The 10,458-nt window shown below is 33.6% G+C and carries 16 protein-coding genes; 3 read left to right on the top strand and 13 right to left on the bottom strand.

Features of this window, described 5'->3' with window-relative positions; genetic code table 11:
- The coding region (locus ACJJVI_RS03270; RefSeq protein ID WP_405350296.1) for a T9SS type B sorting domain-containing protein at nucleotides 1–109 on the top strand (109 nt) is incomplete at its 5' end.
- A 96-nt stretch (nucleotides 110–205) separates the two neighbouring features.
- Here the strand turns inward: ACJJVI_RS03270 and ACJJVI_RS03265 are convergent.
- From ACJJVI_RS03265 to ACJJVI_RS03230, 8 genes are all read right to left on the bottom strand, one after another.
- Nucleotides 206–592 carry a DUF2809 domain-containing protein gene (locus ACJJVI_RS03265; protein ID WP_042249399.1) on the bottom strand — a complete coding sequence of 129 codons (387 nt, stop codon included), beginning with the start codon at nucleotides 590–592 and terminating at the stop codon, nucleotides 206–208.
- A complete protein-coding gene (locus ACJJVI_RS03260; protein ID WP_053233977.1) occupies nucleotides 576–1,253 on the bottom strand; it encodes a DUF1361 domain-containing protein in 678 nt (225 codons plus the stop codon). Before ACJJVI_RS03260 ends, ACJJVI_RS03265 begins: the two co-directional genes overlap by 17 nt.
- Nucleotides 1,250–1,558 (bottom strand): hypothetical protein, encoded by a 309-nt coding sequence (locus tag ACJJVI_RS03255; RefSeq protein WP_042269763.1) that lies wholly within the window; start codon nucleotides 1,556–1,558, stop codon nucleotides 1,250–1,252. The genes ACJJVI_RS03260 and ACJJVI_RS03255 overlap by 4 nt, the downstream gene beginning before the upstream one ends.
- Nucleotides 1,559–1,870: 312 nt before the next feature.
- Nucleotides 1,871–3,286 carry a DUF4153 domain-containing protein gene (locus ACJJVI_RS03250; RefSeq protein WP_042269767.1) on the bottom strand — a complete coding sequence of 472 codons (1,416 nt, stop codon included), beginning with the start codon at nucleotides 3,284–3,286 and terminating at the stop codon, nucleotides 1,871–1,873.
- Nucleotides 3,283–3,795, bottom strand: coding sequence for a hypothetical protein (locus tag ACJJVI_RS03245; RefSeq protein WP_397300904.1), 513 nt, complete (start codon nucleotides 3,793–3,795; stop codon nucleotides 3,283–3,285). Before ACJJVI_RS03245 ends, ACJJVI_RS03250 begins: the two co-directional genes overlap by 4 nt.
- 99 nt (nucleotides 3,796–3,894) lie before the next feature.
- A complete protein-coding gene (locus ACJJVI_RS03240) occupies nucleotides 3,895–4,185 on the bottom strand; it encodes a transcriptional regulator (protein WP_036579481.1) in 291 nt (96 codons plus the stop codon).
- A gap of 22 nt (nucleotides 4,186–4,207) precedes the next feature.
- Nucleotides 4,208–4,960 (bottom strand): hypothetical protein, encoded by a 753-nt coding sequence (locus ACJJVI_RS03235; RefSeq protein ID WP_042269770.1) that lies wholly within the window; start codon nucleotides 4,958–4,960, stop codon nucleotides 4,208–4,210.
- A gap of 99 nt (nucleotides 4,961–5,059) precedes the next feature.
- A complete protein-coding gene (locus ACJJVI_RS03230) occupies nucleotides 5,060–5,695 on the bottom strand; it encodes a hypothetical protein (protein WP_042249415.1) in 636 nt (211 codons plus the stop codon).
- Between the two features lie 135 nt (nucleotides 5,696–5,830).
- Between ACJJVI_RS03230 and ACJJVI_RS03225 the strand changes: the two genes are divergently transcribed.
- Both ACJJVI_RS03225 and ACJJVI_RS03220 read left to right on the top strand, forming a co-directional pair.
- Nucleotides 5,831–6,199: a DUF1801 domain-containing protein gene (locus tag ACJJVI_RS03225; protein WP_006795726.1), complete on the top strand. Its 369-nt coding sequence runs from the start codon at nucleotides 5,831–5,833 to the stop codon at nucleotides 6,197–6,199.
- Nucleotides 6,196–6,957, top strand: a complete 762-nt coding sequence (locus ACJJVI_RS03220) for a glycoside hydrolase family 25 protein (RefSeq protein WP_405350282.1) — start codon at nucleotides 6,196–6,198, stop codon at nucleotides 6,955–6,957. Before ACJJVI_RS03225 ends, ACJJVI_RS03220 begins: the two co-directional genes overlap by 4 nt.
- A gap of 3 nt (nucleotides 6,958–6,960) precedes the next feature.
- Here ACJJVI_RS03220 and ACJJVI_RS03215 read toward each other — a convergent pair whose 3' ends face one another.
- The 5 genes from ACJJVI_RS03215 to ACJJVI_RS03195 form a co-directional block, all read right to left on the bottom strand.
- A complete protein-coding gene (locus tag ACJJVI_RS03215; RefSeq protein WP_405350280.1) occupies nucleotides 6,961–8,130 on the bottom strand; it encodes a cytochrome-c peroxidase in 1,170 nt (389 codons plus the stop codon).
- 115 nt (nucleotides 8,131–8,245) lie between these two features.
- Nucleotides 8,246–8,737, bottom strand: coding sequence for a GIN domain-containing protein (locus ACJJVI_RS03210; protein ID WP_405350277.1), 492 nt, complete (start codon nucleotides 8,735–8,737; stop codon nucleotides 8,246–8,248).
- A 169-nt stretch (nucleotides 8,738–8,906) separates the two neighbouring features.
- Nucleotides 8,907–9,725, bottom strand: a complete 819-nt coding sequence (kdsA, locus tag ACJJVI_RS03205; protein WP_042296498.1) for a 3-deoxy-8-phosphooctulonate synthase — start codon at nucleotides 9,723–9,725, stop codon at nucleotides 8,907–8,909.
- Nucleotides 9,726–9,728: 3 nt separating this feature from the next.
- Nucleotides 9,729–10,136: a rhodanese-like domain-containing protein gene (locus tag ACJJVI_RS03200; protein WP_405350274.1), complete on the bottom strand. Its 408-nt coding sequence runs from the start codon at nucleotides 10,134–10,136 to the stop codon at nucleotides 9,729–9,731.
- A gap of 12 nt (nucleotides 10,137–10,148) precedes the next feature.
- Nucleotides 10,149–10,457, bottom strand: a complete 309-nt coding sequence (locus tag ACJJVI_RS03195; protein ID WP_042269777.1) for a rhodanese-like domain-containing protein — start codon at nucleotides 10,455–10,457, stop codon at nucleotides 10,149–10,151.
- Nucleotide 10,458 lies beyond the last annotated feature (1 nt).

The following is a 10,458-nucleotide window of genomic DNA, read 5'->3' as shown; positions in this document are numbered from 1 at the left end:
TTGGGATGGAACATATAATGGTAACCCAATGCCATCTAGTGACTACTGGTATTTAGTAGAACTAAGCGATGGACGTAGCTTTAAAGGACACTTTGCCCTGAAGAGATAACCCAATAATCTATATATATATATATATATATATATAAGCGAGCTTAGGCTCGCTTTTTTTATGAGTCTAATTTCTAATAACGCTTTCGCGAAAGCGTTATTGACTAATTTTCATAATTCTTTTATTCTTCTCAATTAGTAAAATGATTATAAACCCTATAGTATAACACACCATATCCCACCATGAGAAACTAGTACCTATGATAATTCTAGCCCATTTGTTGTCACTTAATCCTAGTAGGTCAACTACTTGTGCATATTGTGCTAACTCTACCATATAGCTAAAAATTAATGTGCCGATAGCTACTATTACCACTCGATATGATGTAATGGCCATTACTGCGCAATAAATCAATCCAACAACTAGCACATCTCCTAGAAATGGTCGTATGAAAGAATCATTAATATAAAGCGCTATAAAGACTTCTATTAAAAAGATAACTATCGCTAGAATAGCATAATGTCTTTTAGTACTTCGTCTCATGTTGAAGAAATAGTTTATAGAGGACCATTAAAAATAGACTCATAGGTATGATTTGTAACCAAGCTGTCTGGTGTGTTAACGGATGCATAAAAATAGATAAAGTGTCTGTAAAAAGCTTAGCTGGTTGCTGGATGATATCCCAACTATTCCACCTTAAATCACGACCTAAATATATGCCAATGGCGCTTAGAAATAGGATAAGATATGGCAGTACAGTTTTGTGTGCCTCTCTTTTAATAATATGCATAGAGCTTAAGCTGTTTATCATTTGATGTAAACTCATAAAGCCAGCCCAGCAACCGGTAATAGCAAAACTAGCGATAAGAATACTATCATATATAAGAAAAGCACCGCTTGCGTTTCTAATGTGTATTAAATCAGTAATGATGTAAGGAGCATTAGGTAAAATGAGCAGCCATATGGTAAAAATAGGTATGGTCAACCATTTATGAGTTCTTTTACAGTACGTACTAGCTATGCTTGTTTCTAACCATAAACTAATAACATAGGGTAGTATTGCTAGAAAAAGATTCCAGACTAGAAATAGCATATAAAAGTCGTGTGTGATTTTTATGCGCATGGCAAGAAGTACGACACTAGTTAAACTAAGCATTAATAAAATGCTTAGTTCTTTAAAGCGATTAATGATTAGTGTTTTCATATTGCAAATTCAACTATTATTATAAAGTAGAGAAAGGCTATAGGTATATTAGCTAGCATTACGCCTATCGTATAAGCAGTTTCTTTAAATGATGTTTTCTGGCTTAAAGCTGCTATCATAATCATTACGAGAACAATGATGTTGCACACCACAGCTATGACGATGTAACCTAGGCCTATCTCTATTAAATCACTTTGTTTAAATATTAAATACGATAGGAATGATAGAGTGCCTAAACAAAAACTGACGATAGCTGTCCAATGTGCAAATCGATTGACAGGAGTTAATTCTTTTAAAAAGTTCATGAATAAAAATTTTGGTTTAAAAAGTCGTTGAGAAATATGAGAAGAAACGCCATCGGTATATTAAGTAGTAGAATGTAAATGGTAAATAGAGTTTCAATCGTCCGATTCACATTTCTTAATAGTTGAATTAAAACAGCTATCATCATGATTCCATTGATGATTATACCAATAAATATTCCCAATAAAATAAAAGCGATAAAAAAGTCCAAATGGGTTAAGATATAACCAGTACCTATTACCATCATGTAAATAAAGGTTAGTAAGGCAGTCTTAATTCCATAAGAGTTTATTCTTTCACATAAGGCTAGCCTATTATGGATTGCTTTGAGCATCTTGATTATTTTCTTTCTTAATTTGATAAGCGATATAATTAAAATCTTGCCATTGACGATTTGTAAAATGTTCTTCCCAGTATCGTGCAGAACTATACCCTAAACTATTATTGAGCTGTTGTGCATCGTCATATAATCCATGCTTTTTAAGGATCAAAGCATTTTGTGGTAATAATCTTTCTAACTGTTTATGATCTACAAAATCATTATTGAGATTGTAATCTGTAACAATAGCAGACCAATTGAATAATGAAAATATGGAGATAATCACAAAGCTTACCGCTAGATTACGGCGCCATAAATACACAAAGTTTAGTTGGTGTTGTACCTTTAAAAAAGTAGTAAATAGTCCTATTAAACATAAGGTAAGATACACCACAACACCTATGCGCTTCATGGATAACCCATATTGATCTATGTATAAATAGGTCTTTGTAAATATGCTGGCGATTAATAGGGAATTAAGCCCTATCCATATAAAAGTGAGTGTTTTAAGAGTTCCGTTTTCTCTTATAAAGTTGATGCTTCCGCGAAAAAATATAGCAATAATCACCACGGCTAGAATGATGCTTACAATGCTGGCATAAACACCAGAGTGAACCGCATCGCTTAATTCTGATGCTGCAAAATCCTTGATATTTAAAATAAACATCAGCTCTGTAATCAATACAATGACCAGTAGGATATTAAGAGCACTAATGGAGAACGTACCTAGTTGTAATTCATTTTTAGCTTTTTCAATTTCTGGATTTTCTAGTTCTTTAGATTTTAAAAAGTTGTCAGTTTTGATATCATTTTCAGTTAAAGGATCAATCGCATTAGGCTGTGCAATATTCCCCATGATAAAACCGCCTAGTATAGCTGTGAAAAACCATAATCCATCTATAAAGCTGAGATCTATAAATGCAAGCCACTCTGCAAAAACTGGATTAGCAAGACTATATAGGTAAGAAAATAAAATAATCAATAGAATAGGAATGACGGTGATTTTAATAATCTGACTTACTGCATAAGTAGATGTAGGCTCTTCTTTAATTTTTTGGATATTGAAAATAAAGTCATGGAACATTCCAAAAAACAGATTGTATAATCCATTAAACCAGCTCGTGTAAATACTCGCTTGAGAGCTAGCAACCATTCCTATAAATAAAAACACAGATAAGAAGTAACACATTACAGCCATGCCAGATCCATGCATTATAATAGCAATGGAAGAGGCAATCATTCCAGCCGCACTGGCAATAATGGTAGGCTTAAGAAGTGATCTAGTATTCATTATAGCAAGTGCTATGATAAGAAATAGAGCATAAACTGCTGTGTTTAACCCTAGAAAGTGGTTGTAAAATAGAGTGGCAAATGTGATGCCGCCTAAGATAATGACGATGGTCTTTTTCATGATGAGATAGTATTATTATTAGTTTTAAAATTTGATATAGGTGATGACAGATGTTGGCTGAAATCAATATGATGTATAGCTTTAGAATATTGACCTTTTAAATATGCTCTAGTAAAGCTGTCATAACAGTCCAGATAAAGTAGTAGACCAATAAGCATGGCAAGAGCTACAAATGGACTACGCTTACCGTTGCCCCATAACCAAAACTGCATTGCGATTTCCTGTGCAGTGTCTACTTTATAACCCGTTAGAACATGAAAAACGTCATGATCCTCACAACGTGGTTGAGGTTCAAATTTGTGTTTTAATAAAAAGCAACCTAGATGAAATCCTAAACTATGCTTAGGGTAGGACAGTAGTTGAGTTGTCTGAAGATGCCATGATGTTCCCTTTTTAAAAAAGACATACATTTTGCTAGATATGGTAAATCCTAAACTCACTAAAAGTTCTCTTAGGTATTTTAAAGTACTTTGAATTTCAAAGTAAAAAGATAAAAAAATAGATTTCATAATATATAGGCTTAGAGCGAGCAATAAATTGACAGTGTGATTTTCATTTTTTTTATTCTTAGTTGTGTTACAGCATTGTTAGGATTTCAGGCTAGTATGTTATCCACCTAATAATTTTTCTAGGGCAGCGATATGTTTTTTAAACTCTAGTTTGCCTACATCAGTAGCGATATATTTAGTATTAGGCTTACGACCTATGAAACTTTTTTCTACTCTTATATATTCCTCTTTTTCAAGAGCTTTGGCATGACTAGCAAGGTTACCATCTGTAACATCTAACAACTCTTTAAGTTCTTTAAAATCGGCATGATCGTTCACCACTAGAACAGACATAATGCCTAGTCTAATGCGATGATCAAATGCTTTATTTAATTTATTAATAAGACTCATTGAGAGAGTTATCGGTTTTTAGTTATTGGTTCTGTTTGAATGCTGGTTCAGTGTCATAACGTATCGCTTGTTTGTCCTCTTTAATCAGGTCCACTACGTAATTAAGGTATTCATCATCATTTTCATACTTTCCATCTCCATTCAAATCTTTTACAGTTTGAAAATAAAGTTTATCGTTTGCGACGAGAAAGGAATAGGATAAATATTCTTCAAAGTCAACACTTAGTTTCTTGAATTTACTTCCATCTAAATTACTAATGAACAAAGCTGAAACGTCACGGTGATTTAATCTTTCATCTTTGTTTGTATCCAGATCGTGACCTTCGTAGAGTACAAATTCTACTCTAGGATTGTATTCTAGCTTGTTGTATATCTTGACGTTAGAAAAGTTAATTTCTTGATCAGTAATTTTAATAATTTCACCTGTTTTTATATTTTCAACTGCAAAACCAGCATACTGACCATTGAATCTATAATGAGAGTATTTACTATTACTATTCCCTGATTCGTAAGAGTTTTTACTTATTGAAAATCTTCGGCTATCATTTTTGGTTCGATTGCTTAATAACTTTGTAGGGTGATAAATGTATTGAGTACTATCGATATAAACGGGAAGACTTAAAACTTTAACCATCGTGGTATCTTCTTGTATCACAAAATCCTCTGCAACGGTATTCTCATCGATAACAACTTGTGGTTTGCTCTCGGTATTACATGAAGTTGCTATTTGAGTTAATGTAACTATTAGTAATGTAATTTTAAAAACTTTTTTCATAATTCTAAATGGAATTATATTTTAATGACTTTATTGTTTTGTAACCTGTTCTCGATTGTGCAGGATTAGACTGCGTTTTTTGCCTACTGCCCACTCAACCTATCGATCATATTTATAATACATCACAGCGCCATAAATGATGTGACACAATCCAAATCCAGCAGCCCAAAAGTACAATCCATAACCTATAAACTGTGTATTAATTAGACCCAGAATAGCACAACTTAATCCTAGATATTTAACAGTTCCTAAAGTATATTTTGCTGCATTCATACAGGCTATTCCATAAAAGACTAGCATGGCAGGTGCTACTAAAAATAACAATCCATATTGTAATAACGCCAGAGTAAATAAACCACCTATTGTTAGTGGTGCTAGAAAGTTAACTACCAGTCTTATAGATTGTTTATTCCATATTTTTTGTTTGTATTTGGCTGCTTTAATCTTAGTTAAGAAAAAGGCCGTTACAACAGCCATAAATAAAACAATACCGGCAATAACTAGTATTTGAAGTGATGGGTTACGTTCCCATGGTGTACTTAATAAACTGTCTAACGTATCTGTATAACCACGTTCACGTGCATCTTCTATCACAAAATAACCGACAATACTACCTATCAGCGCATAAATACCAGCCATGACACCACTCATACCAGAAAGCGATATAAAACGTGTCGACTTGTCCATGATGGATCTGATTTCTTTTAAGTCGTCTAGAACTTTATCTTTAGTCATAATAAAAGTACTTTGAAATACAAAGTAAATGTATTTTACTGAATTAATCATATTTTTTATTGATTATTTTATTAGAGTAGAGAAGTGGTGTTGATTACGCTTTCGCGAAAGCGTAAAAAGAAATAGCTTTATAGCATGAATCCAGCACACGATTATATTAACCGTTCTCCAGAGCCTTATCGCTCGATAATGCTGCATCTACAATTACTGGTAGAGTCGACTATTCCTGAGGCACAACTGAAATATAAATGGCATTTACCATTTTATTATCTTGACGATAAAACGATGTTTTGTTTCTTTAATTTCAGGAAAATATTTGTTGATCTAGGAATGTCCTATGGTAATGAATTGACTAATCAACATGGTAAGTTAATTGCCGGTGAAGGAAGAAAAATGTTGCGATCATTGCGATTTGAAACCTTAGAAGAAATCGATGATCAGATGGTTATTGAAACATTATTAGAACTCAAAGAGATACGTATTAACCATAAAAAGAAGAAATGAATTATAAAAAATGGTGGTTCATATTCTTAATGATTGGCATCATATCTATTCTATTATTCCAATATAAAAGGCCTATATATCGCTGGTATTATAATTTGAATAAGTACGATGCCTCAATGGTTTATAAGAGTGATCACATCAAAAAATATGCAATACATGGTATAGATGTTTCTCATCATCAAGGTGCTATTAAATGGAATAATGTTAAACATCCAGATAGTACAAAGCAAATTGATTTTGTTTTTATAAGAGCTGTTGTAGGAACCGAAAAGGATAAAAGGTTTAAAGAAAACTGGACTGGTGCGACAAAATCCCAAATTAAAAAAGGAGCTTATCATTATTACTGGAGTGATGTAAATAGTGCTAAGCAAGCTGCTGTTTTTAAAAATCAAGTGGTGTTAAATAAAGGTGATTTACCACCTGTATTAGATATCGAGGATATGTCTAATGTGCAGAATAAAGCTTCTTTAAGAAAAGGTCTTAAGAACTGGATTGCAATTATCGAGGATCATTATGGTGTGAAACCCATTATATATAGTGGTGAGGCTTTCTACAGAGATATCCTTAAACCAGATTCTTATTTTGAAGAATATCCTAGAGTGTGGATTGCAAATTACAATCGAGTTAATGCACCACGTATCTCGTGGGATTTCTGGCAGTACAGCGATCGTTTTCCAGTAGATGGCATTAAAACCTTAGTGGATGGAAATGTATTTCAAGGTTCACAACATGATTTTGAAGCCTTACTTGTTCCTTAAAATTTAATTTACAAAAGGATCACTCCATTTAGGATTAGTATAAATATCATTTCCAGTCAGCGTTTTAAGAAAATTAATGAGTGCTGTTTTATCGCTTTCTGATAGTTGTAATTGTTGACCTATTGGGCCATTAGGTCCAACGCTATCAAATAAAAGAGGATCTAACAATTGCTGATTAGTCATATCTATTGAGTTGTAATGCTCCACCATTTCTAGTAAGGTATTAAAGGATCCATTATGCATAAGTGGTCCATTGATAAAGCCTTCTGGGTTTTCAAGATCTCTTAAACTGGGCGACCTGGTATTATCGTGATCAAAAACGTTAGGATCTGCAATAGTCGCAATGACACCATTATTGTGAATGTTATTTTTTATTGCAAATTCTGGCGGCACATGGCAACTTACACAACCAGCGCCACCATTAACTGGTGTCGTCGTGAATAGAAATTTACCGCGATTTTCTGACATGTTATAATTAGGGAAAGCTGGTCCTGGATTTCCCGTTGCTAGTAATCCATCATCATATCTAGAATCAAATGATTGTATGCTCAAAACAAACTGGGATAAACACTCCTGTAATCGTTCTTCTGTTATTAACGGATCTCCATAAATATGATTGAATAATACTTGATAGTAATCTGTATCTGATAATTTAAGTAATAAATCGTTAAATGTAGGTGCGCCGTTCTCACCACTAAAACCCATTTCAGCATGGTCTTTTATGGGTTCTGTAACTTGGCTTTCTAGAGAGTTAACTCTTTCATTCCAGAAGAAGTTAGTTCCAGGTTGGAATCCGACATTAACTAATCTCATACTGTGGCGCGATGTCATCCCATTTACACCAGTGCTAGCTACATTAGTATCGCTAAACGCGTGTTCTTGCTGGTGACAGCTGGCACAAGAGATACTATTATTAGTAGATAGTTTTGTATCATAGAAAAGAATTCTACCTAATGTTGCCTTATCATTCTCTATGGCATTTCCTCGATTAGAAAATCTTATATAAGATGGAATGTTATTATTTTGATAGCTTTCCAGGTTATTTAAATCAATTTTACTTCCAAATACGTTAGACAATATTACCTGGTCTGTAGGAATATAATCATCTTTTTCGTTTTGACAAGAAACCATGATTACAAAAACAGAGAGTAGTAAGTAAAATTTGATCTTCATGATTTTTTCTTTATGACTACTAATGTATTACAAAGTTTAAAATAAATCGATTGAAAATAAAAAGCCCTTTCTTTTAAAGAAAGGGCTTTTAGTTAATAATTAGAGCAAATAAATGTTATCCATTTACTACAAGTAAGGATCCGTTAACGCTTTCTTTAACTTCTACTGCATTTTCATAAATGGCTTTACTGTTAGCATCTCTTGAAATTATAAAGTTTTTAATCTTAGCATCGCCAGTATCAACCGTATAAGAACCTTTCATGGATAAGTATAAATTATTCATAGAAGCAAACTTTGTTAAGGTTACATTACCGTTTCCATTTACAGCCATACCTTTAAGTTGGTTGGTGTAAATACGTATTTTTAATCCTGCTATAGAAGCTCCATTTTGTTTAATGGTTAAGGAACCATTATCTGATGAGATTGTAAAGTCTTTAAGTAGATCTTCATCCACATTAAACATCACTTGATCTTTTGGTGAGTAAACAATTTCAATTTGTGCGTCAGCTTCAATTTTAATTTTTGAAAAGGATTCTACTTCCATACTGGTCTGTGCAAATCCTATAAATGCCATAAAGAACGTTGCAATAAAAATGTAATTTTTCATAATGTAAAGTTTTAGTTGTTAGATGTATATAAAATAGGACTCCACATTTTTTGCATTGTTACAGAATGGGAAATGTTTAACATTATTGCTTCACAAATGATAATTAAGTAAACAAAAAAGCCTGCAAATAATTAATTTGCAGGCTTTTTTTATTATTTAAAATTTTGTTTTAAAAAGAATTAACGGTTTTTCTGATAGCTACCAGTCTAGTTAATAGACCTTCTAAATATTGAAGATCTAACATGTTGGCTCCATCACTTTTAGCATTTGCAGGATCAAAATGAGTTTCAATGAATAAACCATCTACATGGTTTACTATTCCTGCGCGTGCAATAGTTTCTATCATATCTGGTCGTCCACCAGTAACACCACTCGTTTGATTGGGCTGTTGTAAACTATGTGTCACATCTAATACCGTTGGAGCAAACTCGCGCATGGTCGGTATACCTCTAAAGTCTACAATCATATCTTGATAACCAAACATAGTTCCGCGATCTGTAATCCAAGCTTTATCGCTACCAGAATCTTTCACCTTTTGAACGGCATGTTTCATAGCTTCTGGTGACATAAATTGTCCCTTCTTAAGATTCACGACTTTACCAGTTTGTGCAGCAGCAACTACTAGATCTGTTTGCCTTACTAAAAAAGCCGGGATTTGTAGAATGTCTACATATTCTGCAGCCATAGCAGCATCAGAAACCTCATGGATATCTGTAACAGTAGGTACTTTAAAGGTTTCAGAAACCTTGCGCAATATCTTAAGCGCTTTCTCATCACCTATACCAGTAAAGCTATCTATACGGCTGCGATTAGCCTTCTTAAAACTTCCTTTAAATACATAAGGGATATTGAGCTTATCAGTGATTTTGACCACTTTTTCTGCGATGCGCAGTGCCATGTCTTCTCCTTCAATGGCACATGGGCCAGCAAGTAAAAAGAAATTGTCAGCATCTACATGCTTGATTTGTGGAATGTCAGATAATTGCATTTGTTATTCGTTAGTTTTTAAAACGATCTCTCTACCGCTAGTGGTCCATTTACTTAAACCACCATCGAGATCAAATATTTTAATAAATCCTTTATCTTCTAAAATCTTAGCACATTGAGCACTTTGTCGTCCACCGTTACAATAAACCAGAACAGGTTCTTTGTCATTAAGTCCGGCGATGATTTCATTTAGATTTTCACTGTCTACAGGAATGTTAATAGCGCCAGCGATATGACCAGCATCATACTCAACCTTACTACGTACATCAACTAATTGTGCTGATTGCGATTTTATGATATCTGCAGCCTCTTCAGAGCTTACTAGTTCAACCGTTCCAGCTTTAGCTTCAAAGCAGCTTTGAGTTAAAGCAATTGTACAGATTAAGCTTAATAAAAGAATTATTTTTTTCATTTCATATATAGGTTAAGCAACATCGCCATCCCACTCACTAAAACCGCCTAAAAGATTATAAGTTGTTTCAAAGCCCATTTGATTCATAATTTGACAAGCCTGACCACTGCGTCCACCGCTACGGCAGTAGATATAGTAATTTTTAGACTTATCCATTTCTTCAAGTGCTGCCATGAGTTCTTGTGGTTGGAAAATATCGTGGTGTAATGCATTAGGAATCATACCTTCTGCAACTTCATCTGCAGTTCGTACATCTATAATTACCGCATTATCATCTGATGCAGTAAGTTTCTTCCATTCTTGTTTTGTAATGTCTTTCATA

This window comes from Nonlabens sp. Asnod3-H03, from assembly GCF_045063665.1.
In the GTDB taxonomy this organism is placed as follows: domain Bacteria; phylum Bacteroidota; class Bacteroidia; order Flavobacteriales; family Flavobacteriaceae; genus Nonlabens; species Nonlabens ulvanivorans.
This window is presented reverse-complemented; position numbering and strand designations above follow the sequence as displayed.

Coding starts and splice junctions, on each gene's coding strand:
- ACJJVI_RS03265 (WP_042249399.1), bottom strand. CDS start 592: ATGAGACGAAGTACTAAAAGACATTATGCTATTCTAGCGATAGTTATC.
- ACJJVI_RS03260 (WP_053233977.1), bottom strand. CDS start 1,253: ATGAAAACACTAATCATTAATCGCTTTAAAGAACTAAGCATTTTATTA.
- ACJJVI_RS03255 (WP_042269763.1), bottom strand. CDS start 1,558: ATGAACTTTTTAAAAGAATTAACTCCTGTCAATCGATTTGCACATTGG.
- ACJJVI_RS03250 (WP_042269767.1), bottom strand. CDS start 3,286: ATGAAAAAGACCATCGTCATTATCTTAGGCGGCATCACATTTGCCACT.
- ACJJVI_RS03245 (WP_397300904.1), bottom strand. CDS start 3,795: ATGAAATCTATTTTTTTATCTTTTTACTTTGAAATTCAAAGTACTTTA.
- ACJJVI_RS03240 (WP_036579481.1), bottom strand. CDS start 4,185: ATGAGTCTTATTAATAAATTAAATAAAGCATTTGATCATCGCATTAGA.
- ACJJVI_RS03235 (WP_042269770.1), bottom strand. CDS start 4,960: ATGAAAAAAGTTTTTAAAATTACATTACTAATAGTTACATTAACTCAA.
- ACJJVI_RS03230 (WP_042249415.1), bottom strand. CDS start 5,695: ATGACTAAAGATAAAGTTCTAGACGACTTAAAAGAAATCAGATCCATC.
- ACJJVI_RS03225 (WP_006795726.1), top strand. CDS start 5,831: ATGAATCCAGCACACGATTATATTAACCGTTCTCCAGAGCCTTATCGC.
- ACJJVI_RS03220 (WP_405350282.1), top strand. CDS start 6,196: ATGAATTATAAAAAATGGTGGTTCATATTCTTAATGATTGGCATCATA.
- ACJJVI_RS03215 (WP_405350280.1), bottom strand. CDS start 8,130: ATGAAGATCAAATTTTACTTACTACTCTCTGTTTTTGTAATCATGGTT.
- ACJJVI_RS03210 (WP_405350277.1), bottom strand. CDS start 8,737: ATGAAAAATTACATTTTTATTGCAACGTTCTTTATGGCATTTATAGGA.
- kdsA (WP_042296498.1), bottom strand. CDS start 9,725: ATGCAATTATCTGACATTCCACAAATCAAGCATGTAGATGCTGACAAT.
- ACJJVI_RS03200 (WP_405350274.1), bottom strand. CDS start 10,136: ATGAAAAAAATAATTCTTTTATTAAGCTTAATCTGTACAATTGCTTTA.
- ACJJVI_RS03195 (WP_042269777.1), bottom strand. CDS start 10,457: ATGAAAGACATTACAAAACAAGAATGGAAGAAACTTACTGCATCAGAT.